Genomic DNA, 20,699 nt, shown 5'->3' with positions numbered 1-20,699 from the left:
CGTGCAGGCAGATGCCGGCAGCAATCAAGTGGTATGTAAGGGTGGTGGACCGGCTGTCCGACTATGTCGGCATCGCGGCAATGGTCCTGGTCTTTCTCATGATCGGCGTGCTTCTGCTCGACGCCATCACGCGCAACGCGCTCGACATTCCGCTGCACTGGTGTGTCGAGGCAGCACAATTCCTGCTGCTCGCCTATTTCTTCATGGGCGGGCCGATGACCCTGAAGAACGACGATCACGTCCGCATGGACCTGATCTATCAGCACCTGTCCGATCGTGGCAAGGCGCTGCTCGACCTCATCACCTCGGCCTGCCTGATGTTCTATCTGGTGGTGATGACGGTGGGCTCCATCTCCAGCCTGCAATACGCGATCGCCACCGGCGAACGGCGGTTCTCGATGTGGAACCCGTCGATGATCCCGATCAAGTCGCTGCTGGTGGTCTGCCTGTTCCTGATGATCCTTCAGACCCTGTCGCTGATCTTCAAGCACATCGCCACCCTTCGCCGGGCCCCCCTGCATCAGCCGGCCCCGCACGGGGTGGATGTGCCATGAGCTATGAACTCATCGCCATCCTGATGTTCGCGACCATGGCCATGATGCTGCTGACCGGCCAGCGCGTCTTCGGCGCCATCGGGTTCGTTGCGGCCGGCGCCGCCCTGCTGCTCTATGGCAACGGCGCCATCGAAATGCCGTTCAATGCCACGTTGAAGCTGTTCAACTGGTTCCCGATGCTGACCCTGCCCCTGTTCATCTACATGGGCTATATCCTGTCGGAAGCCGGCATCGCCGAGGATCTCTACAAGGCCTTCCACATCTGGTTCGGCCGGCTGCGCGGCGGGTTGGCCATCGGCACCATCGTGCTGATGGTGGTCATTTCGGCCATGAACGGGCTGTCGGTCGCGGGGCTCGCCATCGGTGCCACCGTGGCGCTGCCGGAAATGCTCCGGCGCGGCTATGACAAGGTGCTGATCACCGGCGTCATCCAAGGCGGATCGTCGCTGGGCATCCTGATCCCGCCAAGCGTGGTGCTGGTGCTCTATGGCATGATCGCGCGGGCGCCGGTCGGGCAGCTATGGCTGGCCGGCTTGATGCCGGGGCTGATGATGGCGGCCATGTTCACGGCCTATGTCGTGATCCGCTGCCGGCTGAACCCGGCGCTCGCCCCCACGGTCACCGACGACGAACTGAACATGCCGCTGGGCCAGAAGCTGAAGCTGCTGCGCGCCGGCATCATCCCCTTCGTGATCTTCTTCACGATGATGGGCTTGTTCGTGATGGGCTATACCAGCCTGGTCGAAAGCTCGGCGATCGGCGCCACCGGCGCCACGCTGGCGGCGCTCGCCAAGGGCCGCCTGAACTGGGCGCTGCTCAAGACCACGTCGAGGAAGACGCTCGCCATCTCGTGCATGTTCATGTGGCTGATCCTGGCGGCGCTGGCCTTCGGCGCGGTGTTCGACGGCATCGGGGCCGCGCGGGCGATCGAAAGCCTGTTCATCACCAACTGGGAGCTCACCCCCTGGCAGGTGCTGATCATGATGATGGCCTCGTTCATCGTCATGGGCATGTTCCTCGACGACACCGCCATGCTGGTGATCGTGGCACCGCTCTATGTGCCGCTGGTCAAGGCGCTGGGCTTCGATCTGATCTGGTTCGGCGTGCTCTACACCATCACCTGCCAGATCGCCTATATCACCCCGCCCTTCGGCTACAACCTGTTCCTGATGCGGGCGATGGCGCCGAAAGAGATCACCCTGATCGACATCTACCGCTCGATCATTCCCTTCGTGGTGATGATGACCCTCGCCATCGTCCTGCTGATGATCTTCCCGCAGATCGCCCTCTGGCTCCCGAACCTCGTCTACGGGAAATAATCCGCCACTTCCGTCTCTTCCGCCCCCGGATCTCACCCCACCCCCGGCACCACGGCTTGGCGCGGCCCGATAGCAGACCGCGCCGGATGGAGAATGACGACATGAGTGACACCGAGAACAAGACCACCTCGGGCGAACCGGTCGCGGGCAGCCGCCGCCAGTTTCTGAAGGCCGCCGGCATCGGCGGCGCGGCGCTCGCCGCCGGCTCGACCCTGGCGGCACCGGCGGTGCATGCCAAGACGGCGCCGATCCGCTGGCGCCTGCAGACCTATTCCGGCGCGCCGCTTGGCGCCCATGTGATCAAGCCACAGATCGAGGCGTTCAACGCCGCCGCCAATGGCGAGATGGAGATCGAGCTGTACTATGCCGACCAGCTTGTGCCGACGGCCGAGCTGTTCCGCGCGCTTCAGAACGGCACCATCGATGCCGTGCAGTCCGACGATGCCACCATGGCATCGCCGGTCGACATCGCGGTGTTCGGCGGCTATTTCCCGTTCTCGTCGCGCTTCAGCCTGGATCTGCCGGTGCTGTTCCAGCGCTATGGCCTGAACGAGATCTGGAAAGAGGCCTATGACGAGGTCGACGGCGTGGAATGGCTGTCGGCCGGCGCCTGGGATCCGTTGCAGATCTTCACCAAGGAGCCGATCCGCTCGCTGGCCGATATGCGCGGCAAGCGGGTGTTCGGCGTGCCCACCGCCGGTAAATTCCTGTCGCGCTATGGCCTGATCCCGGTGACCGTGCCCTGGGATGATGTCGAGGTCGCGATCCAGACCGGGCAGTTGGATGGCGTCGCCTGGTGCGGCTTCACCGAGGCCTATGAGGTCGGCTGGGCGGATGTCTGCAATTACGCGCTGACCAACAATGTCTGCGGCGCGTGGTGCGGGTCGTATTTCGCCAATTCCAAAAGCTGGGAAAAGGTGCCGCCGCATCTGAAGCAGTTGTTCCTGACCACCATCGACCAGTCGCATTACTATCGGCAGGTCTGGTACTGGGGCGGTGAGGCGCAATTGCGCGTCACCGGCCAGAAGATGGAACTGACCAGCATTCCGCAGGCGGAATGGGCGCAGGTGGAAAAGGACGCCGAGCAGTTCTGGGACGAGATCGCCGATACCAGCCCCCGCGCGGCCAAGGTGGTCAAGATCCTGAAGGATTACGCCGCGGTGATGGAGAAGGCCGGCTTCCCCTATCGCTGACCGGCCCTATCGCTGACCGGCCCTATCGCTGACCGGCCCTATCGCTGATCCAGATGCCTCATCGTGCCGTGTCGGCCCTGCGCCGAAGCCCCATCAGGGCTTCGGCCAGGCCGACCACGGCGCAGCATACCGCCATCAGCACCACCGACGCAGCGGCGGCGGCCGGCAGGTCGGCGCCGGTCTCGGAAATCTTTGAAAACAGCAGCAGCGGCAGGATGTTGACCTGGGTGCCGACCAGCGCCAGCGCCGTGCCATAGGCACCGATCGCGACCGCGGCTGTCAGGCAGAAGGCCGCCACCAGCGCCGGCGCCACTTGCGGCAGCAGCACATCGCGGAAGGCGGCGAAACGGCTGGCGCCCAGGCTTTCGGCGGCATCGATCTGGCGGCTGTCGAAATTGACCAGCACTGGCAGCACCACCAGAACCACACGCGGGATCAGGTAATAGCAATAGGCGAAGCCGAGGCCGGCAGGGGTGAAGATCATCGCGCCGACCACCGCCGGATCGGCGCCCAGTTCCGCCAGCAGCAGGGTGAAGAAGCCGGCCCGGCCGAACACCAGGATGAAGCCATAGGCGACGATGAGGCCAGAGAAGGTCAGCGGCAGCGACAGCACGAACAGCAGCGCCTGCCGCCGGCCTTCCGGCTGTCGCGACAGATGCATGGCGACACAGAACCCGACGGCAACCGACAGCGCCGGTGCGGCGGTGCCCAGGATCAGTGTGCCGCGCAACCCCTGCCAGAACACCGGATCGTCGACCAGCCGGAGATAGGCGACGCCGCCCTCAGCCCCGGTCTCGGCGACCAGAACGGAGAGCGGCAGCACGAAGAACACCGCCAGACAGATGATCGCAGGCAGCAGCAACAGGGCCAGAAGCCGCGGCGGCAGGGTCATGGGGCGGGGGTGTCCTTCGGGTTGATGGCGCGCGCCGGGTTACTGACCGAGCACGGCCTTGGCCCAGCCGGCATCGATCACCGGCTTGGCGTCGCGGGCCTTGGCGACATCGACCGGGCGGATCTGCGGCGCGTCTGGCAGCTTGGCCAGCACCGCCTCGGGCAGTGCCACACCCGGCACCGACGGGCGCACGAAACCCTCGGCGAAGGTGGTCTGGCCCTGATCGGTCATGATGTAGTTCAGCCACAGCTTGCCGGCATCCGGATTGGGGCCGTCCTTGACCAGGCTGATCGCATAGGGTGCCGCGGCCGAGGCTTCGCGCGGGATCACCACCGCGACATCGTCGCCCATGCCGTCGACATATTTCGCCTTCAGACCGTCATTCTCATAACCGATCCAGATCGGGATCTCGCCCTTCACGAACTGGGCATAGGGCGTGGTGCCCAGGGTGCGCAGCACGTTGCCGGCCTTGTGCAGACGGCCCAGATAATCGATGCCCGGCTGGACATTGTCCATGTCACCGCCATTGCCGAAGGCGGCGGCGATGGTCACCACCTGGCCCTGGCCGGCGGTGCGCGGATCCAGATAGACGATGCTGTTGCGATAGGCATCGCCCAGCAGATCTTCCCAGCTCTGCGGCACGTCCTTGACCAGCTTGGTATTGACCAGGAACGCCACGTTCAGGGTGTGAATGGTGAACCACTGGCCGGCCGGATGACGGAAGGGTTCCGGCAGCTTGTCGAAATTCACCGGCTGGAAATCCGCGACCACGCCCTTTTCCACCGCGTCCAGCGCCGAGCCGGCGAAGTAATAGGCGGTATCGGCCTGCGGACGGTTGCGCGACTTGTCGAGCGCCACCACCGTGGCGGCGGAGCCAAGATCGTTATAGACGATCTCGACGCCCGGATAGCGCGCCTTGAACGCCTTGAACTGTGCGGCCCAGTTGGCCCATGTCGGCCCGGTGTCGAACGACACCACCAGGCCCTCTTCCTTCGCCGCGTCATACAGCGCCTGTTCGCCCTGATAGAGTTCGGGGCCGTCGAAGGCCAGGGCGGCGGTGGCGGTCATAGTGCCGGCGGCCATCAGCAGGGCCGCGGCCGTCTTCTTCCAGATGCTGGTGCTCATCGGATCGGTTCCCGTTGGTGCTCGATGCGGTGGGCCGCCTTGGTCGCGGCCCGTCATCATGATCGGAAGGTCGGCGTCGGGGTCATCAGCGGCCGCCCGGCAGCAGCCGGATCGCCTCTGGCGGAATCGCGATTGCTTCGACGGCATCGCGACGGCGGGTTTCGACCATCACCAGCCCGCCTGCGACCGACAGGTCGAGGCGGCGGAGATTGCCGAGGAAACGATCGGCCACGATCCGGCCGGCAATCAGGTTCGGCGCATCGGGCGCCGGCGCCGCCACCACGTCCTCGGGCCGGACCAGCACGGTCACGGCGGCGCCGGTCGCATGGCCGGCGGTGGCGGTGATCAGCCGGCCGATCGGTGTTGCCACCAGATCAGGGCCGATCACCTCGCCCGGCCACAGATTGGCGTGGCCCACAAAACCCGCGACCGCGTGGCTGGCCGGGCATTCATAGAGCGCGCGGGGCGTGTCGACCTGCAACAGCCGGCCATCCTTCAGCACCGCGACGCGATCGGCCATCGACAGCGCCTCTTCCTGATCATGGGTCACGAACAGGGTGGCGATCCCGGCCGCGCGCTGGACCCGCAGGATTTCGTCGCGCATGCCGGCGCGCAGGCCCGCATCCAGGGCCGACAGCGGTTCGTCCAGCAACAGCGCGCGCGGATCGAACACCAGTGCCCGCGCCAGCGCCACCCGTTGCTGCTGCCCGCCCGACAGCGAGGCCGGCAGCCGCGCGCCGAAGCCGTCCAGCCCCACCTTGGCCAGCGCCTCGATCGCTTTCGCCGCGCGCGGCCCCCGTCCCATACCGCGCAGCTTCAGCGGATAGGCGACATTGTCGGCGGCGGTCATATGCGGGAACAGGGCATAGGCCTGGAACACCACGCCCAAAGCCCGTTCCTTCACCGGCACCCGCGCCACGTCGCGGCCGTCGATCAGGATGCGGCCGCGATCGGGGATCAGAAAGCCGGCCAACAGGCGCAGCAGCGTGGTCTTGCCGGACCCGGACGGCCCGATCACCGCCAGCAACTCACCGTCGCCGATCGTGAGGTCGATATCCTCGACACCGGCGCCGCCGGCCGGATAGCGGAAAGCGATGTTCTCGAAATGCACGCTCATCGCCTCAATTCCCCTCAGCCGGGCCAGCCACCGCCGCCCGCTTGCGCCTGCCACCACCGGCCGCCGCCAGCGCCGATCCGCCGGCCGCCACCATGGCCAGCACCAGCAGCACCACGGTGGCAGCACAGGCAAAGCCGGTGGCGCCATAAAACGCCTGCAACAGCACGATCGGATAGGTACGGTCCAGGAATCCGGCGATCAGGTTCGACAACTGGAACTCGCCGATCGACAGCGCCGCCACCATCACCAACCCCGATGTCAGGCTGTGGCGCAGCGATGGCAGCACGATATCGGCGAAGCGCTGCCGGAAACCGGCACCAAGCGTGGCCGCCGCCGCCTCAAGCTGCGCGAGGCCCAGCGCCTGCATGTCGGCCAGCAGCGTGTTCAGCAGATAGGGCAGGGTCAGCACCACATGGGCGGCGACCAACAGTTCGAACGAGCCCAGCCATGGCAGGGTCGATGACGAGAACACCAGAATGAACCCGAAACCCAGCACCAGTTCCGGTACCGCGACCGGCATCAGCGAGGCGATCCGCGCCGCCACCCGCACCCCGCGCGCGGCGGCATTGTGGATCGCATAGGCGGCCGGTACCGCGATCAGCGCATCGATCACCGCGGTCGCCGCCAGCACCTTCAGGCTGGTGACGAAGGCGCGGCGGAAGCTGGCATCGGCGGCCAGCTCTTCATACCAATGGGTGGTGAAGCCGGTGGGCAGCAGGGTGTTGGTCCAGCTCTGCCCGAACGAGCCCATCACCAGCAGCACGATCGGCGCCGCCAGATAGACCAGATGGAGTGCGGTGACGAGTGCCATCGATGCGGGGTCCGGTGCCGGAAAGGCCGGGATGCCGCGACATCCCGGGTGACGGGCGCATTATCGTTTTCTTCCATTTCAGCCACCAATGATCGTTTGATTACAGATCAGCGATGGCCGGATGGCAGCAACGATCAGGCGGCGGATCAGAGGGCGGCATCCAGCGCCAGCATCCGGCGCGCGATGCGGGCGCGGGCATCGGTCACGTCGGCGCAGATGATCGCGCCGTCGACCACCGGCGCATCGGCCAGCGTCAGCACCAGCTTGTCGAAATGCAGGCCATAGGCGATCTCAGACAGCGTGCCATAACCGCCGCCCACCGCCACCAGCACAGGGCACGCCCGGGCGATCAGGGCGTTGCGCACCGGGCCGATGCCGGTTGCCAGCGGCACGGTCACATAAGGGTTGGCCATCCGCCAATCCTCGTCGGGCACCAGCCCCAGAACCAGCCCGCCGGATTCGGCGGCACCGCGGCTGGCCGCCGCCATCACCCCGCCCTTGGCCCCCGTCAGCAACACCAGCCCCAGCCCGGCGATGGCGGCGCCCAGCGCGCGGGCGATGGCTTCCTGGTCGCCCACCGGCTCCCGCGGGCCGATCACCGCCACCGGCAGACGGCGCATGCCGCCGCCGGCCGCCAGCATGGCCACGGCGTCTTCGGCCGCCACCGGCGCCACATCGGCCGGCAGCGCCGTCTGGTCCTGCCAGGCCAGCGCCCAGGGGTCGAAGGATCGCGCCGTCACACCATCATTGCGCCAGAGCCTGCCGTCTGCCACGAAGAGCTGCGGTTCCATCACCATCTCCGGTCCGATCGGAACCGGGCTCGCGGCCCGGCGGGGGTGTGTGTAAACTATCTTCCAAAATCCTCCGCGTCCAGAGCCGGCGATCAGATGGGATGATGATGCATGACCAGGGATGCCGACCAGATGATCAGGGCTGAAGACGACGCCGGCGGCACCGGCGACGATGACCGGCTGAGCCCGCGTCAGGCCGATATCCTGGCCATCGTCCGCGATCAGGGTTTTGCCACCATCGATGCCCTGGCGCGCCAGTTCGACGTCTCGGCTCAGACCATCCGGCGCGAGATCATCCGGCTGGACGCGCAGAAGCGGCTTCAGCGCTTTCATGGCGGTGCCGGCGTCATCGAACCGGCCGTGCGGCCGGTCTATGCGGAAAAACAGGCCACCCAGACCGGCGCCAAGGACAGCATCGGGCGCTGCGCCGCGGGGCTGATCCCCGATGGCGCCGCCATGTTCCTGGATGTCGGCACGACGGTCGAGGCCGTGGCGCGGGCGCTGGCCGGGCGCGGCGGCTTCACCATCGTCACCAACAGCCTGCCCGCCGCCATGCTGCTGGCCGCCGGATCGGGCCGTGGCGGCGGTGCCTCGGAGATCTATGTCACCGGCGGCAGTATCCACGGCCCCGATGGCTCGCTGATCGGTGACACCACCATATCGGGGCTCGACCGGTTCCGCTGCGACGTGGCGGTGATCGGCTTTTCAGGGGTCGATGACGATGGCGCGCTGATGGATTTCGATCTGCACAAGGTCGCGGCCAAGCAGGCGATGATCCGGGCGGCGCGCATGGTGATCGCCGTGGGCGTGGCATCCAAATTCACCCGCGCCGCCCCGGTGCGGATCGCCGCACTGGCCCAGATCGATCGCATCGTCACCGATGCCATGCCGCCACGCCACATCACCGACGCCGCGGCCCATGCGGGCACCCGCGTCGTGGTTGCCTGACGGACGGCCAGCCGGCCTCAGGCTCAGGCCGCGGCCGCCCGGCTTCTGACCACCAGCCCCTGCATGGCCACGCCGATCGGCCCGGCTTCGTCCAGCAGCCGCGCGGTGGTCAGGCCCACGCCATGGGGCTGCATCACTGTGGTGGCGTCCACCCCCACCCATTCGCCCACCGGGGCGCGGTGCAGATGCACGGTCAGGTCGGTGTTGACGAAGGTGAAGCGGTCGGGTGGCAGAGTCCAGCTAATGCCATTGCCGAAATCCGCCGCCGCCATCACCCGCATCGCCGGTGAATTCGGCACGCCCGCCACCAGCGGCACCGCCAGGCGGAACCACACCGCCGCCGGCCCCGGCCGGCGGACCGATCCGGTGGCGCAGCGCGACTCCATGGCGGTGTAATGGAAGGACGGCACCTCCGGCATGCCCGGAATACGCACCGGTTCGCTGCAATCCGCCGGCGGCGGCAGGCCCGGACCATCGGTCCGGGGCGGCGACAGGTCCAGCGCCTCTTCGCGCATCATCACCGCAACCGCGCGCGCCACCTCCTGCTGCCCGGCCATCAGCGACAGCCCGGCCCGCTGCACCGACCGACCGCCTCCGGCCGTCGCCACGATCCTCAGCGGCGCCACCGGCACCGGGCGCAGCAATTCCATGGTCATCCGGCTGAGAAACCAGCCCGGCTCGCCGACCATGCGCTCCGCCGCATGCGCCAGCAAAGCCGCCGGCGCGCCGCCGTGCTGGGCCGTCTCGCTCCACGGCCCCCGCGCCAGGGGCGAGGACAGGACATCGCCCTCCCCTTGCCAGAAATAAACGTATAGTTGTTCAGACTGTGGCAAATTGCTCATTTAAAGTTGTATTCCCAGCGTCTTTATAGTTGCGGAACTGTTTTGCCCAGGCTCTGAATTTCATCACGGGTCCATCACCGTGCGCAAGACTTGGTGTCGCCCAATGCATCTTATGGTTCCAGATCGGCACATCATCGCTCACCTGTTTGATGGCTTCATCAACCAGAGCGAGACTCATATCCGGAATCCGCACGCCCTCAAGGCGGGCAAGCAGGCTGAAGCGGACATCGACGATCCCGTCATCGATCGGCGTCACCGCATCGACGAACAGGATTTCTGCGACATCACCGATCCTGAAGCGGACGGTTGCGAAGAACGGACCATACAGCGTGGTCTGGATATAACCGTCCTGCAGCCCGACGGGCGTGCGGAACCGGTGCAGGATGTTCACGTCCAGCACCGGCCCCCTCGGCTGGCAGCGATCCACCACCGCCAGGCTGTCGACCCCATGCAGATAGTGAAAATGGGTGCTGTCGACAATATTCTCCTGAATCTCCTGCCAGACCGTGTTGGCCCGCCAGTGATGCCGGCGATAGCGCGACCAGCCACGATGGCCATATTCCGGCAGCACCGGCGTCTCGAAGCCCGGCGCCTGTCCCTCCGGATGCCACCAGCCCAGCAGCAGACCGTTCTGTTCCACCACCGGCCATGCGGTTACGGCGCGCGATCCGCCAAGCCGGGCGTCGGGGCTGTAGGGAATGCCGCTGCACCGCCCCGCCTGATCGAAACGCCAGCCATGGAACGGGCATTGCAGCTCCGTGCCCTGCACCCGGCCGCCATGGCCCAGATGCGCCCCCAGATGCGGACAATAGGCGTCGAACAGATGGGCCGTGCCCTCGGCGTCGCGCCACAGCACGAATTCGCGGCCGAAGGCCCGGAACGGTCTGACATCATTGGGTTTCAGCTGATCGGCATAATCGATCTGATACCAGCCGAACGCATAGGGTTCATATGGAAATCGGTCCATGACTTCAACTCCCGGTGAGGCTCGACTCTTCTTGTGATTGCACAAACTCTACGGCTGCCTCAGAGCGCTTGCAACAAGAAATGAAAGATGGTTCAATCTTTGCCATGGCATATCGACGCACGAAAAAGGTCGAGGAACGGCTTGCCCGGACCCGCGAGGACATCGTCACCGCCGCCCTCACCCTGGTGGCGGGCGGTGGCTATGCGGCTGCCAGCATGCCGGCGATCGCCGCACAGGCGCAGGTCTCGACCGGGCTGCTCTATCGCTATTTCCCGTCCAAGGCCGATCTGTTCGAAGAGGTGTTCCGCCGCGCCAGCCAGCGCGAGATCGACGCCTGCACCCGTGCCGCCGCATTGCCCGGCGCGGCGCGCGACCGTCTGGCGGCCGTGGTCGAGACATTCGCCCGCCGTGCCCTGAAAGGGCCGAAGCTGGCCTGGGCGCTGTTGGCCGAGCCGGTCGATCCGGCGATCGAGGCCGAACGGCTGCGCTATCGCCCGCCTTACCGCGACATCTTCGCGGGCATCATCCGCGACGGCATTGCCGCTGGCGAGGTGATGCCCCAGGACGCCGACATCCTGGCCTCGGCGATCGTCGGCGCGATCGCCGAGGCGATGGCCGGCCCGCTGACGACGCCCACGGCCACGGCCGATGCCGACCATCTTGTCGGCACCGTCACCCGCTTCTGCGTTCAAGCCCTGGGCCCCCGGCCCGATGGCTCGCCCGTCCGGATGGAACAGCAACCGCTGGCCGCCACGCTGCCTTGAGCTGCCGCAGACATATCTGCCCAAGGAGACCTCCATTGACCCGCTTCTTTCAGGATCCGCCGCAGATCACCAACCGGTTCCGCACCGATCCGGCCCTGCGCAACACGATTGAACGGCTGGTGCCGCGCGATGCCTTTGAAGACGCGCAGGTGACGCTCGACCGGTTCGGCGCAAGAGCCGCCGCCGAACTGGCGCCACTGGCCGATCAGGCCGAGCGCCACGAGCCGGAGCACACCGCCTTCGACAGTTGGGGCCGCCGGGTCGACCGGGTGGATGTCGACGCCTCGTGGCTGCGGCTGGTTGCGATCGGCCAGGAAGAAGGGCTGGTGGCACTGCCTTACGAGGCGCCATACGGTCCCTGGTCGCGCATCATCCAGGCAGGCATGGTCAATCTGTATGATCCGGTCTCGGCGATGGCCACCTGCCCGCTGGTGATGACCGATGGCGCCGCCCGTTTGTTGAGCGAACATGATCCCGAACTGGCGGCACGCTATGTGCCGAAGCTCACCGCCCGCCAGGGTGGCTGGACCTCGGGCCAGTGGATGACCGAAGCCGCCGGCGGCTCGGATGTCGGGCAGAGCGAGACCACCGCCCGCCCGCTCGGCGATGGCCGCTATGCGCTGAACGGCCTGAAATGGTTCACCTCCGCCACCACCTCAGAGATGGCGCTGGTGCTGGCGCGCCCCGATGGTGCCGCCCCTGGCAGCCGCGGTCTGTCGCTGTTCCTGGTCGAGCTGAAAAACCCCGATGGTAGCTGGAATGGCATCGAGGTCCGCCGGCTGAAGGACAAGCTGGGCACCCGTGCCCTGCCCACGGCGGAGCTTGAGTTGAAGGACATGATCGGTGTGCCGGTCGGCGGCATCGGGCGTGGCGTCGCCAAGATGGGCGGGCTGTTGAACATCGCCCGGCTGTGGTCGTCGTGGAGCGGCCCGGCCGGCACCGGCCATCTGCTGGCGCTGGCGCGCGACTATGCCGGCCGCCGGCGGGTCTTCGGCTCGCCCCTGGCCGAGAAACCGATCCATCTGGGCTGGATCGCGCGCATCGCCGCTGAATATGAAGCCATGCTGGCGCTGACCTTCCACACCGCCGGGGTGATGGGGGCCGCCGAACATGGCGACAACACCGGCCTGGCCCGGCTGCTGGCGCCGCTCACCAAGCTGGCCTGCGCCCGTCAGGGCGTATGGGCGACCAGCGAGTTGCTGGAAAGCTTCGGCGGCGCCGGCTATGTCGAGGACACTGGCATCCCGCGCATTCTGCGCAATGTCCATGTCAACTGCATCTGGGAGGGCACCACCTCGGTGCTGGCCCATGACGTGCTGCGGGTGCTGACCACCACCGATCTGGGTGGCGCGCTGGTCGACGACATGCAGCGCCGTCTGGCCGATCTGCGGGCGCCGGCCCTCGATCCGGTCCGCCAGGCCATCGGCCGTGGCTTTGCGACCTTGTCGCCCCTGCTGGCGGAGCCGACCGAAGCCGACGGCCGCCGTCTGGCCTGGGGGCTTGCGCGCTGCGTGCAGGCAACGCTTCAGGCCGAAGCCGCCGACTGGCGGATCGCCGTCAAGGGCGATGGCAGCGCGCTGACCGCCGCCATGCTGATCACCCGCGAGCCGCTGGTCCAGCCGGCGACCGGCGATCTGGGGGGCGATGCCCTCGGTCATCTGGCGATGGGCACCACCGACCGGCGCCATGACGAGCAGGCCGCCTGAACCCCACAACAAGAACGCTCCGCAACGGAGCCGGATGCACCATTCCCAGGGAGGGAACAGCCATGTGGACGCTCGACGCGGTGCTCGCCAGCGCCGCCGCCAAGTTCAAGACCCGTGAGGCGCTGGTCGCGGGCGACCGGCGCCTGAGCTTCGCCGATCTGGATGCGGCGGCCAGCGACGCCGCCGCCCGCCTTCAGGCGCTGGGCATCGGCCCCGGCGACGCCGTGGCGCTTCAGGGCCGCAACACCATCGATTGGGTGGTGGCCTTCTTCGGCGCGGTCCGCGCCGGTGCCGTGACCGTGCCGATCAATCACAAGCTCGCCGGCCCCGAAACCGCCTATATCCTCGATCACAGCGACGCCAGATTGTGGCTGGTCGATCGCGACCTCGCCCATGGCGCCGACATCGCGGGCGCGGCGGTCGTGCGGCCGCTGGATGCCGCCGATGACGGCGACCTGCCCGGCCTGTTCTCCGGTGCGGCACCCGGTGACGGCCCGGCCCCGGTGACCATGACCGATACCGATCCGGTCGAGATCCTGTACACCTCCGGCACCACCGGCCGGCCGAAGGGCTGCCTGCACAGCCATGCCAATGTCCTGCTGGCGGGGGTGGGGTCCAGCCTGGTCTATGGCCTGGGGCCCAGCGACCGGGTGCTGCTGGCGATGCCGGTCTGGCACAGCTTTCCGCTCAACAACATGCTGATCAACAGCATCTTCGTCGGCGCGACCGTGGTGCTGCTGCCCGAATATCACCCGCTGCATTTCGTCCAGACCATGCGTGATGAAGGCTGCACCCTGTTCTTCGGCGCGCCGATCGCCTTCCTGATGCCGCCGCGCATGCTGCCGCATTTCGACAGCATCGATCTCTCGCATGTCAGGGCCTGGATCTATGGCGGCGGGCCGATCGATGCCGGCACCGCGCGCATGCTGGCGGAACGCTACAGATCCGACCGGTTCTATCAGGTTTTCGGCATGACCGAGACCGGCCCCACCGGCACGGCGCTTTACCCCGAGGAACAGATCGCCAAGGCCGGATCGATCGGCCGGGTCGCGGTCAGCGGCTGCGACCTGAAGGTCATGCGCGATACCGAAACCGAGGCCGGCCCCGGCGAGACCGGCGAAATCTGGCTGCGCTGCCAATCGATGATGCTGGGCTATCACAAGGATCCCGACGCCACCGCCGCCGCCTTCCATGATGGCTGGTATCGATCGGGCGACCTCGCCCGCATCGACGAGGATGGCTATCTGTTCATCATCGACCGGCTGAAGGACATGATCGTGACCGGTGGCGAGAACGTCTATTCCAAAGAGGTGGAAGACGTGCTGGCCGGCCATCCGGGCATTGCCGAGGTGGCGGTCATCGGCACGCCGCACGAGGAATGGGGCGAGACCGTCACCGCGATCATCGTCGCCAGGGCCGACACCGCCATCGACGAGGACGAGGTGAAGGCCCATTGCGCCGCCAACCTCGCCCGCTACAAGATCCCGCGCATCATCCGCGTGGTCGACGCCCTGCCCCGCACCCCCACCGGCAAGCTTCAGAAGTTCCTGCTGCGGCAGGGGGCGTGACCGGCGCGCCGGCGCGGTCAACACGGATGACATTGATTGTGGCATCGGTCGATGCCACAATCAGTGCCTGACACTGGAGACTGGACCATGCGCACCACCATCGCCTTCGATGACGAGTTGCTGGCAAAGGCACAGGCCTGCACCGGTCTGACCGAGAAGTCCGCATTGGTGCGCGAGGCCCTGAGGGCGCTGATCGAACGGGAAAGCGCCCGTCGCCTCGCGCGGCTGGGCGGTAGTGAGCCCGCATTGGACGACATCCCGCGCCGTCGGCCCCATCCGTGACGATCGCCGATCCCGCATGATCCTCGTCGATACCTCGATCTGGATCGACCATCTGCGCGCCCGCGACGACGCTCTGGCAGCAGCACTCGATCATGGCCGGGTGCTCACGCATCGTTTTGTCATCGGCGAACTGGCGCTCGGCAACCTGCGACAGCGCCAGATCATTCTGGCCGCTCTTGATGACCTTCCAGAAGCCATCATGGCCACGGATGGTGAGGTCCGTCTGTTCATCGACACGCACCAACTGGCCGGGCGCGGTATTGGATATGTCGATGTTCACCTGCTCGCCGCCACACGCCTGACACCGGATGCCCGACTGTGGACGCGGGACAAGCGACTGCGTCACATTGCCGAAGAGCTTGGCATCGCCGCCGCCTGACCGTCCCCCATCCCTGCCAATGCCGGTCAGTCCTGAACCTGGCGGGCGCCGGCGCCGCGCCCCGGCACGCCGCTCGACGCCACGGGGCGCGGGGCGAAGCGGCCGTGGATCAGCATGCGGTCATACATCACCAGCGCGCCGGCCATCGCCGGGTTGAGCGCCAGCCGCCCCGGCAGGCGCACCACCGCCGAACACCGCCGGCGGGCGGCGGCCGAGAGGCCCTCCGGCGCGATCAGATACACCGCCTGCTCAGGGTGGGGGATATAGGGCATGCTGTCCAAGGCGTCGTCGATCTCGATGCCGATCAGCATGGCGCGGTCGGGGAGCATCAGCCCCTCGATCGCCGGCAGCCGGAAGAACGGCAGATGGCGGTTCGAGGTCGAGGTATCCGCCTGGGCCGCCTTTCGCGTCAGTCCCGCATCCGAGATGGCGAAGGCATAGGCGGCGCCGAAGGCATGGGCGGCCCGGAACAGGGTGCCGGCATTCATCGGCCGGGTCACCGCCTCCAGCCCGATCGCGAAAAACCCCCGCATCTCCATCGCCGTCACGCCCCGCCATCGCTGTGTCCGGCCTCTCGATACCGCCGATAGCCATCGGCGCGCAAGATGCAAGCCGGGCAGGTGCCGCAGCCATGGCCCCAGTCATGGGGCAGGCCACGCGTCCCCAGATAACAGGTATGGCTCTCGGCGATGATCAGGTCGACCAGGCGCTGGCCGCCCAGCCGCGCGGCTAGCGCCCAGGTTTCGGCCTTGTCGATCCACATCAGGGGCGTGTGCAGCACGAAGCGCCGGTCCATGCCCAGGTTCAACGCCACCTGCACTGCCTTGATGGTGTCGTCGCGGCAATCCGGATAGCCGGAATAATCGGTCTCGCACATGCCGCCGACGATATGGTCCAACCCGCGCCGGAAACCGAGAGCCGCCGCGAAGGTGAGGAAGATCAGGTTGCGGCCGGGCACGAAGGTGTCAGGCAGGCCGTCATCGCGCAGGCCGATCTCCACCGCCCGGGTCAGGCTGGTTTCCGACATGGCGCCCAGCACCCCGAGATCGAGGGTATGGTCATCGCCCAGCCGCGCGGCCCAGCGCGGATTGATCGCCGCCATGCCGGCCCGCAACGCCTGCCGGCAATCCAGTTCCACCCGGTGGCGCTGGCCGTAATCGAAGCCCAGCGTCTCGACCCGCTCGAAATGCTCCAGCGCCCAGGCAAGGCAGGTGGCGCTGTCCTGGCCCCCTGAGAACAGCACCAGGGCGCCGGATGTCCGCGCCGGCGCGGTCATGCCGCCACCTCGTCCAGCCCCAGGCAGGTGCAGATGTCGCCGGTACTGTCGCGATGCACCGTCACCCGGGCGAGCCCCGGAAGACTGCCCGCCAGCCGCCGCCAGATCCAGCCGGCCAGGTTCTCCATGGTCGCGGGGCCCAGATCCGCCACCTCGTCGAGCAGGCGATGATCCAGCCCGTCGCGGGCATCAGCAAGCGCGCGTTCAAACAGGCCAAGGTCGAGAACCATGCCGCTCAGCGGATCGGGCCGACCGCGGATCACCACCTCGGCACGGTAGGAATGGCCATGGATGCGGCGGCTGGGCTCGGCATCGACCACGCGATGCAGAGTATGCGCCGCCTCGAAGCGGAACTGCTTGGACAGCTCGAACATCACGCGATCCCGATCAGCTTGTGGGTCTGAAGGCTCAGGCGCCAGTCCGGATGGGCCAGACACCAGGCGACGGCCGCTTCGGTGTTGCGCGTCTGCGCCGGGCCATCCATGGGCTGCACCCAGCGGTGCACGAAATCGATATCACCCAGGGCGATGCCACCCGGGGCAATATCGTCCAGGTCGTCGGGCATCAGCCCGGCCTGCGGAAACACCAGCTTCAGTTCCTGGCCCCGGCGCTGGACCAGCCTCGTTCCGGCCTTGGGGCTGACACAGATCCAGTCGATGCCGTCGGGTGCGGCGATCGTGCCGTTGGTCTCGACCGCGATCTCGAAATCCAGCGCCTTGACCGCGGCGATCAACGCCGGATCGAGTTGCAGCAGCGGCTCGCCGCCGGTGAACACCACATAGCGGTGCCGGCGGCCATTGCCCCAGCACGCGGCAATCGCCGCCGCCAGCCTCTCAGGGGTGGCGAAACGGCCACCGCCGCCGCCGTCGCTGCCCACGAAATCGGTGTCGCAGAACCGGCAGATCGCATCCGCCCGGTCCACCTCGCGCCCCGACCACAGATTGCACCCGGCAAAGCGACAGAACACCGCGGCCCGACCGGCCTGCGCGCCCTCGCCCTGCAAGGTCAGGAACAATTCCTTGACCGTGTAGCTCATCATATCCCTCATCGCTGCGGGCATCAGCTGATACGGCGATCGCCGCGTGCCGGTGAAGCCGGCTGCCCGTGAGGCCATCTTGAAGCATGATCCGGCTCTCAGGTCCACCATGCGGCATTCACATGCCGCATATGCGCATTCGTTTCTTTCAACAAGCAATGGCGTGGATTATGGTTTGGACATGGCGCCGATTTGAGGCTTCAGCTTGCGGGGCGCCTTCATAAAAATGCCGCTAAAGAGAGGCGGATCGATCCCGCCGGCAGCCGACCGCCCGCGGGATTTTTTTGTGTCCGCGGTTCAGGGGCCGCCGGCGCATCACGATCCGCGAACCGGTTGGACGGAAGGACATGCGCGCATGACCGCAATGGTCACGCTGGAGGGTGTCGCGAAGAGATATGCCGCACGCGGCACCGCGACCGCCGTCTCGGCACTGGACGGGATCGACCTTACGGTCGAGGCCGGCGAAATCTATGGCATCATAGGCCGCAGCGGCGCCGGCAAAAGCACGCTGGTGCGCTGCATCAACCTGCTGGAGCGGCCGACACAGGGCCGGGTAACGGTGGCCGGCGTCGACATGATGGCGCTGGATCGCGCCGGGCTGATCGCCGGCCGCCGCCGGATGGGCATGGTGTTCCAGCATTTCAACCTGCTGTCGTCGCGCAGCGTGTTCGACAATGTCGCCCTGCCACTGGAACTGGCCGGTGTCGGGCGGGCGGAACGCCGCCGTCGCGTAGACCCGCTGCTCGACATGGTCGGCCTCGCCGACAAGGCCGGCCGCTATCCGTCGGAACTCTCCGGCGGCCAGAAACAGCGCGTCGGCATCGCGCGGGCGCTGTCGAACAGCCCTGAACTGCTGCTCTGCGACGAGATCACCTCGGCGCTCGATCCTGAAACCACCCAGCAGATCCTGTCGCTGATCGTCGATCTGAAGCAGCGACTGGGCCTGACCGTGGTCGCCATCACCCACGAGATGGGCGTGATCCGCGAGATCTGCGACCGGGTGGCGGTGATGGAAGCCGGCCGGATCATCGAACAGGGGCCGGTCTATGACGTGTTCACCGACCCGAAACACCCAACCACCCGCAGCTTCGTGTCCAGCGAGGTCGATCTTGCCATCCCCTCAGGGCTCAAGCGCCGCTTCGATGCCGGCGCCGCCCTGCCCGCCGGCGCCGGCCGCAACGCCGTCGTGCGGATCGTGTTCAAGGGCGATGCCGCCTTCGAGCCGGCGATCGCCCGGCTGGCCACCGATCGCGGCATTTCGGTCAACATCCTTCATGGCCGGATCGAATACATCCAGGGTCGCCCCTTCGGCCTGATGCTGGTGGAAGTGCCCGGCGGCGAGCCCCAGGGCGCGGCCGTCGTCGACTTCATCAACGGCCTCGGCCTCGATGCACGGATTACAGATCATGTTCCAGTGGTTTAACGCAGTCTTCCCGCCGCAGCTCATCGACCTGCTGCTGCGCGCGACCGGCGAGACCGCCTATATGGTCGCCGTCGCCACCCTGATCGGCACCCTGATCGGCGGTCCGCTCGGCATTTCGGTCGCGGTCACCGGCCGTGGCCGGCTCTATGGCGCGCCGGCCTGGAACCGCATCGCCGGCGCCGTGGTCAATGCCACCCGCTCGATCCCGTTCATCATTCTGGCGGTGGCGATCATCCCGTTCACCCGGCTGGTGGCCGGCACCTCGATCGGCACCTCGGCCGCGATCGTGCCATTGACCGTGGCCGCGATCCCGTTCATCGCCCGGCTTGTGGAAGGTGCCATTCACGAGGTCGATCGCGGCCTGATCGAAGCCGCCCATGCCATGGGTGCCAGGCCGTTGCAGATCGTGCTGAAGGTGCTGCTGCCCGAGGCCCTGCCCGGCATCGTTCACGGGCTGACGCTGGCGGTGGTGTCGCTGATCGGCTATTCGGCCATGGTCGGCGCGGTCGGCGGCGGCGGCCTTGGCGATCTGGGCATCCGCTATGGCTATCAGCGCTTCATGCCCGAGATGATGATCGCGGTGGTGGTGCTGCTGATCGTGCTGGTTCAACTGGTGCAGTCGGTGGGCGACCGGATCGCCAAGACGGTCAACAAACGGCACCGGTGACGGTGTCATCCCGGGTCCGGTCAGGACGAACACCTGATCGGACCCGGACGTTTGCCACCAAGACCTACCAGCGGCCCGAGAAGGTCACCTCGAACACGACATCGTCCAGATGGGGTTTCAGGGCCTGGACATGCCGGGTCGCGGCCTCATGCCATGCCTTGCTTCGGCCGGCGCCGTTCTTGTGGCGCCTCAGTTCAAGCACCGCCGGCAGCACCAGATGCCAGCGGGATGAGACCCCGGTGTTCTGAAAGCGCTTCAGGCTGCCTTCGGGGTAATCCAGCGTCGCCGTATCGATGGTGGGCGCGCTGACCACGATACTCTGCAAGGCATATCTGTCCTTGCGGATCCGGCCCCCGCGCCTCGGGTCGCGCTCGCGGGTGGCATAGCGTGTGTTGGCGATCTGGGTCAGCCGGGCGTGCGGGCTGAGACCGGCCCGCTCAAGGCCCGGAAAGCGGACACGCAGGCTCTGGATACGGCGGTCATACTGGCCTGGATAGAGCGCGTCGAACATCTCGTCGGTGAGCTCGAAATAGGTCTCGCCCTGTTCGATCAAGGTGGTCAATGCCGATCCATCACCGCCGGGCGCCGGAAGCTCGCTGATCGCGACGCGCATGGTGGCGCTCTGGCTCTGCTGATTCAAGATCGAGTGGAAATAGGCGGCCTCAAGCCGCTCGACATCCAGGGCAAGCCAATAGGGGGCGTTCAGGCGCTGATAGTCGCCGCCCGGACTTGTCGTCTTGATGAAACTGGCGCCGTTGGTCTCTCCAGTCTCATATTCATAGAGCCTCACCAGCAGCTTGCAGAAATCCTGTGTCGTCGCCCATTCCTCCTCGAAGAGTGATTTGAGGTCGTCGACCAGCCACTGATAGAAATCGAGATTGGCGAAACTGGCCGCCTTCACCCGTCTGATCTCGTCGAGGTCGACAAGATCGGCATCCAGGGCGCCCCGCTTCTCACTCTGGAGGCTGTCGCGCAATGAGCGCGGCGGGCTGGTTTAGAGCGTCACCGTCGCCTGGGACGGCGTGAGGCGGCCCGTCCT

Annotated in this window: 23 protein-coding genes; 11 read left to right on the top strand and 12 right to left on the bottom strand. The window is 66.8% G+C overall.

The window, feature by feature from the left end; all coding sequences use genetic code 11:
- Positions 1-11: 11 nt before the first annotated feature.
- The 3 genes from IEW15_RS20900 to IEW15_RS20890 all read left to right on the top strand — a co-directional run bounded on the left by IEW15_RS20900 (position 12) and on the right by IEW15_RS20890 (position 3,066).
- Positions 12-554 carry a TRAP transporter small permease subunit gene (locus IEW15_RS20900; protein WP_188581587.1) on the top strand — a complete coding sequence of 181 codons (543 nt, stop codon included), beginning with the start codon at positions 12-14 and terminating at the stop codon, positions 552-554.
- On the top strand, positions 551-1,873 hold the full coding sequence (locus tag IEW15_RS20895; protein WP_188581585.1) for a TRAP transporter large permease: 1,323 nt from the start codon (positions 551-553) through the stop codon (positions 1,871-1,873). The genes IEW15_RS20900 and IEW15_RS20895 overlap by 4 nt, the downstream gene beginning before the upstream one ends.
- Before the next feature lie 101 nt (positions 1,874-1,974).
- Complete coding sequence (locus IEW15_RS20890; protein ID WP_188581584.1) at positions 1,975-3,066, top strand: TRAP transporter substrate-binding protein; 1,092 nt, start codon at positions 1,975-1,977, stop codon at positions 3,064-3,066.
- A 58-nt stretch (positions 3,067-3,124) separates the two neighbouring features.
- Here the strand turns inward: IEW15_RS20890 and IEW15_RS20885 are convergent, their stop codons facing one another.
- From IEW15_RS20885 to IEW15_RS20865, 5 genes are all read right to left on the bottom strand, one after another.
- A complete protein-coding gene (locus tag IEW15_RS20885) occupies positions 3,125-3,958 on the bottom strand; it encodes an ABC transporter permease (protein ID WP_188581582.1) in 834 nt (277 codons plus the stop codon).
- Between the two features lie 39 nt (positions 3,959-3,997).
- Positions 3,998-5,041 carry an extracellular solute-binding protein gene (locus IEW15_RS20880; protein WP_188581601.1) on the bottom strand — a complete coding sequence of 348 codons (1,044 nt, stop codon included), beginning with the start codon at positions 5,039-5,041 and terminating at the stop codon, positions 3,998-4,000.
- Positions 5,042-5,168: 127 nt separating this feature from the next.
- Positions 5,169-6,200, bottom strand: a complete 1,032-nt coding sequence (locus tag IEW15_RS20875) for an ABC transporter ATP-binding protein (RefSeq protein ID WP_188581580.1) — start codon at positions 6,198-6,200, stop codon at positions 5,169-5,171.
- A 4-nt stretch (positions 6,201-6,204) separates the two neighbouring features.
- A complete protein-coding gene (locus tag IEW15_RS20870) occupies positions 6,205-7,011 on the bottom strand; it encodes an ABC transporter permease (RefSeq protein ID WP_188581579.1) in 807 nt (268 codons plus the stop codon).
- A gap of 146 nt (positions 7,012-7,157) precedes the next feature.
- Complete coding sequence (locus tag IEW15_RS20865; protein ID WP_188581577.1) at positions 7,158-7,802, bottom strand: SLOG cluster 4 domain-containing protein; 645 nt, start codon at positions 7,800-7,802, stop codon at positions 7,158-7,160.
- A 111-nt stretch (positions 7,803-7,913) separates the two neighbouring features.
- Between IEW15_RS20865 and IEW15_RS20860 the strand changes: the two genes are divergently transcribed.
- On the top strand, positions 7,914-8,750 hold the full coding sequence (locus IEW15_RS20860; protein ID WP_188581576.1) for a DeoR/GlpR family DNA-binding transcription regulator: 837 nt from the start codon (positions 7,914-7,916) through the stop codon (positions 8,748-8,750).
- 23 nt (positions 8,751-8,773) lie between these two features.
- Here the strand turns inward: IEW15_RS20860 and IEW15_RS20855 are convergent, their stop codons facing one another.
- Positions 8,774-9,592: a thioesterase family protein gene (locus IEW15_RS20855; RefSeq protein WP_188581574.1), complete on the bottom strand. Its 819-nt coding sequence runs from the start codon at positions 9,590-9,592 to the stop codon at positions 8,774-8,776.
- Positions 9,570-10,559, bottom strand: a complete 990-nt coding sequence (locus IEW15_RS20850; protein ID WP_188581572.1) for a Rieske 2Fe-2S domain-containing protein — start codon at positions 10,557-10,559, stop codon at positions 9,570-9,572. The genes IEW15_RS20855 and IEW15_RS20850 overlap by 23 nt, the downstream gene beginning before the upstream one ends.
- A 104-nt stretch (positions 10,560-10,663) precedes the next feature.
- Here IEW15_RS20850 and IEW15_RS20845 point away from each other — a divergent pair, with 104 nt between their 5' ends.
- The 5 genes from IEW15_RS20845 (at position 10,664) to IEW15_RS20825 (ending at position 15,258) form a co-directional block, all read left to right on the top strand.
- A complete protein-coding gene (locus tag IEW15_RS20845; RefSeq protein WP_188581570.1) occupies positions 10,664-11,323 on the top strand; it encodes a TetR/AcrR family transcriptional regulator in 660 nt (219 codons plus the stop codon).
- A gap of 35 nt (positions 11,324-11,358) precedes the next feature.
- Positions 11,359-13,029: an acyl-CoA dehydrogenase family protein gene (locus tag IEW15_RS20840; RefSeq protein WP_188581568.1), complete on the top strand. Its 1,671-nt coding sequence runs from the start codon at positions 11,359-11,361 to the stop codon at positions 13,027-13,029.
- A gap of 62 nt (positions 13,030-13,091) precedes the next feature.
- The gene (locus tag IEW15_RS20835; RefSeq protein ID WP_188581566.1) at positions 13,092-14,597 is read left to right on the top strand and encodes a class I adenylate-forming enzyme family protein; all 1,506 of its coding nucleotides are present in this window, start codon (positions 13,092-13,094) and stop codon (positions 14,595-14,597) included.
- 87 nt (positions 14,598-14,684) lie between these two features.
- Entirely contained in the window at positions 14,685-14,879 is a 195-nt protein-coding gene (locus IEW15_RS20830) for a type II toxin-antitoxin system VapB family antitoxin (protein ID WP_188581564.1), read from the top strand.
- Between the two features lie 16 nt (positions 14,880-14,895).
- Positions 14,896-15,258 (top strand): type II toxin-antitoxin system VapC family toxin, encoded by a 363-nt coding sequence (locus tag IEW15_RS20825; RefSeq protein ID WP_188581562.1) that lies wholly within the window; start codon positions 14,896-14,898, stop codon positions 15,256-15,258.
- Positions 15,259-15,284: 26 nt separating this feature from the next.
- On the opposite strand, the gene IEW15_RS20820 is transcribed toward IEW15_RS20825, so the two are convergent.
- From IEW15_RS20820 to queE, 4 genes are read right to left on the bottom strand one after another with little or no spacing between them, the layout of a single operon-like run.
- Complete coding sequence (locus IEW15_RS20820) at positions 15,285-15,791, bottom strand: TrmH family RNA methyltransferase (RefSeq protein ID WP_229708422.1); 507 nt, start codon at positions 15,789-15,791, stop codon at positions 15,285-15,287.
- Positions 15,792-15,802: 11 nt separating this feature from the next.
- Positions 15,803-16,534: a 7-cyano-7-deazaguanine synthase QueC gene (gene queC / locus IEW15_RS20815; RefSeq protein ID WP_188581556.1), complete on the bottom strand. Its 732-nt coding sequence runs from the start codon at positions 16,532-16,534 to the stop codon at positions 15,803-15,805.
- Positions 16,531-16,908, bottom strand: a complete 378-nt coding sequence (locus tag IEW15_RS20810) for a 6-pyruvoyl trahydropterin synthase family protein (protein WP_188581555.1) — start codon at positions 16,906-16,908, stop codon at positions 16,531-16,533. Before IEW15_RS20810 ends, queC begins: the two co-directional genes overlap by 4 nt.
- The gene (gene queE, locus IEW15_RS20805) at positions 16,908-17,570 is read right to left on the bottom strand and encodes a 7-carboxy-7-deazaguanine synthase (RefSeq protein WP_188581553.1); all 663 of its coding nucleotides are present in this window, start codon (positions 17,568-17,570) and stop codon (positions 16,908-16,910) included. The genes IEW15_RS20810 and queE overlap by 1 nt, the downstream gene beginning before the upstream one ends.
- Positions 17,571-17,925: 355 nt before the next feature.
- On the opposite strand from queE, the gene IEW15_RS20800 reads away from it, so the two are divergent.
- Together IEW15_RS20800 and IEW15_RS20795 are read left to right on the top strand one after the other, a co-directional pair.
- Complete coding sequence (locus tag IEW15_RS20800) at positions 17,926-18,993, top strand: methionine ABC transporter ATP-binding protein (RefSeq protein WP_306432660.1); 1,068 nt, start codon at positions 17,926-17,928, stop codon at positions 18,991-18,993.
- Entirely contained in the window at positions 18,977-19,660 is a 684-nt protein-coding gene (locus IEW15_RS20795; protein WP_188581551.1) for a methionine ABC transporter permease, read from the top strand. Before IEW15_RS20800 ends, IEW15_RS20795 begins: the two co-directional genes overlap by 17 nt.
- A 64-nt stretch (positions 19,661-19,724) precedes the next feature.
- Here IEW15_RS20795 and IEW15_RS20790 read toward each other — a convergent pair whose 3' ends face one another.
- Positions 19,725-20,636, bottom strand: coding sequence for a Tc toxin subunit A-related protein (locus tag IEW15_RS20790; RefSeq protein WP_229708420.1), 912 nt, complete (start codon positions 20,634-20,636; stop codon positions 19,725-19,727).
- Positions 20,637-20,699: the final 63 nt, after the last annotated feature.

This window comes from Tistrella bauzanensis, from assembly GCF_014636235.1.
GTDB lineage: Bacteria > Pseudomonadota > Alphaproteobacteria > Tistrellales > Tistrellaceae > Tistrella > Tistrella bauzanensis.
The sequence above is the reverse complement of the archived record's forward strand: the minus strand, read 5'-3'. Positions and strand labels throughout refer to the sequence as shown.

Bases quoted from the DNA above. Each gene is read 5' to 3' on its own strand.
- IEW15_RS20890 (WP_188581584.1), top strand. From the start codon at position 1,975: ATGAGTGACACCGAGAACAAGACCACCTCGGGCGAACCGGTCGCGGGC.
- IEW15_RS20870 (WP_188581579.1), bottom strand. From the start codon at position 7,011: ATGGCACTCGTCACCGCACTCCATCTGGTCTATCTGGCGGCGCCGATC.
- IEW15_RS20880 (WP_188581601.1), bottom strand. From the start codon at position 5,041: ATGGCCGCCGGCACTATGACCGCCACCGCCGCCCTGGCCTTCGACGGC.
- IEW15_RS20850 (WP_188581572.1), bottom strand. From the start codon at position 10,559: ATGGACCGATTTCCATATGAACCCTATGCGTTCGGCTGGTATCAGATC.
- IEW15_RS20830 (WP_188581564.1), top strand. From the start codon at position 14,685: ATGCGCACCACCATCGCCTTCGATGACGAGTTGCTGGCAAAGGCACAG.
- IEW15_RS20895 (WP_188581585.1), top strand. From the start codon at position 551: ATGAGCTATGAACTCATCGCCATCCTGATGTTCGCGACCATGGCCATG.
- queE (WP_188581553.1), bottom strand. From the start codon at position 17,570: ATGAGCTACACGGTCAAGGAATTGTTCCTGACCTTGCAGGGCGAGGGC.
- IEW15_RS20865 (WP_188581577.1), bottom strand. From the start codon at position 7,802: ATGGAACCGCAGCTCTTCGTGGCAGACGGCAGGCTCTGGCGCAATGAT.
- IEW15_RS20875 (WP_188581580.1), bottom strand. From the start codon at position 6,200: ATGAGCGTGCATTTCGAGAACATCGCTTTCCGCTATCCGGCCGGCGGC.
- queC (WP_188581556.1), bottom strand. From the start codon at position 16,534: ATGACCGCGCCGGCGCGGACATCCGGCGCCCTGGTGCTGTTCTCAGGG.
- IEW15_RS20835 (WP_188581566.1), top strand. From the start codon at position 13,092: ATGTGGACGCTCGACGCGGTGCTCGCCAGCGCCGCCGCCAAGTTCAAG.
- IEW15_RS20795 (WP_188581551.1), top strand. From the start codon at position 18,977: ATGTTCCAGTGGTTTAACGCAGTCTTCCCGCCGCAGCTCATCGACCTG.
- IEW15_RS20855 (WP_188581574.1), bottom strand. From the start codon at position 9,592: ATGAGCAATTTGCCACAGTCTGAACAACTATACGTTTATTTCTGGCAA.
- IEW15_RS20810 (WP_188581555.1), bottom strand. From the start codon at position 16,908: ATGTTCGAGCTGTCCAAGCAGTTCCGCTTCGAGGCGGCGCATACTCTG.
- IEW15_RS20825 (WP_188581562.1), top strand. From the start codon at position 14,896: ATGATCCTCGTCGATACCTCGATCTGGATCGACCATCTGCGCGCCCGC.
- IEW15_RS20820 (WP_229708422.1), bottom strand. From the start codon at position 15,791: ATGCGGGGGTTTTTCGCGATCGGGCTGGAGGCGGTGACCCGGCCGATG.
- IEW15_RS20800 (WP_306432660.1), top strand. From the start codon at position 17,926: ATGACCGCAATGGTCACGCTGGAGGGTGTCGCGAAGAGATATGCCGCA.
- IEW15_RS20900 (WP_188581587.1), top strand. From the start codon at position 12: ATGCCGGCAGCAATCAAGTGGTATGTAAGGGTGGTGGACCGGCTGTCC.
- IEW15_RS20860 (WP_188581576.1), top strand. From the start codon at position 7,914: ATGACCAGGGATGCCGACCAGATGATCAGGGCTGAAGACGACGCCGGC.
- IEW15_RS20845 (WP_188581570.1), top strand. From the start codon at position 10,664: ATGGCATATCGACGCACGAAAAAGGTCGAGGAACGGCTTGCCCGGACC.
- IEW15_RS20885 (WP_188581582.1), bottom strand. From the start codon at position 3,958: ATGACCCTGCCGCCGCGGCTTCTGGCCCTGTTGCTGCTGCCTGCGATC.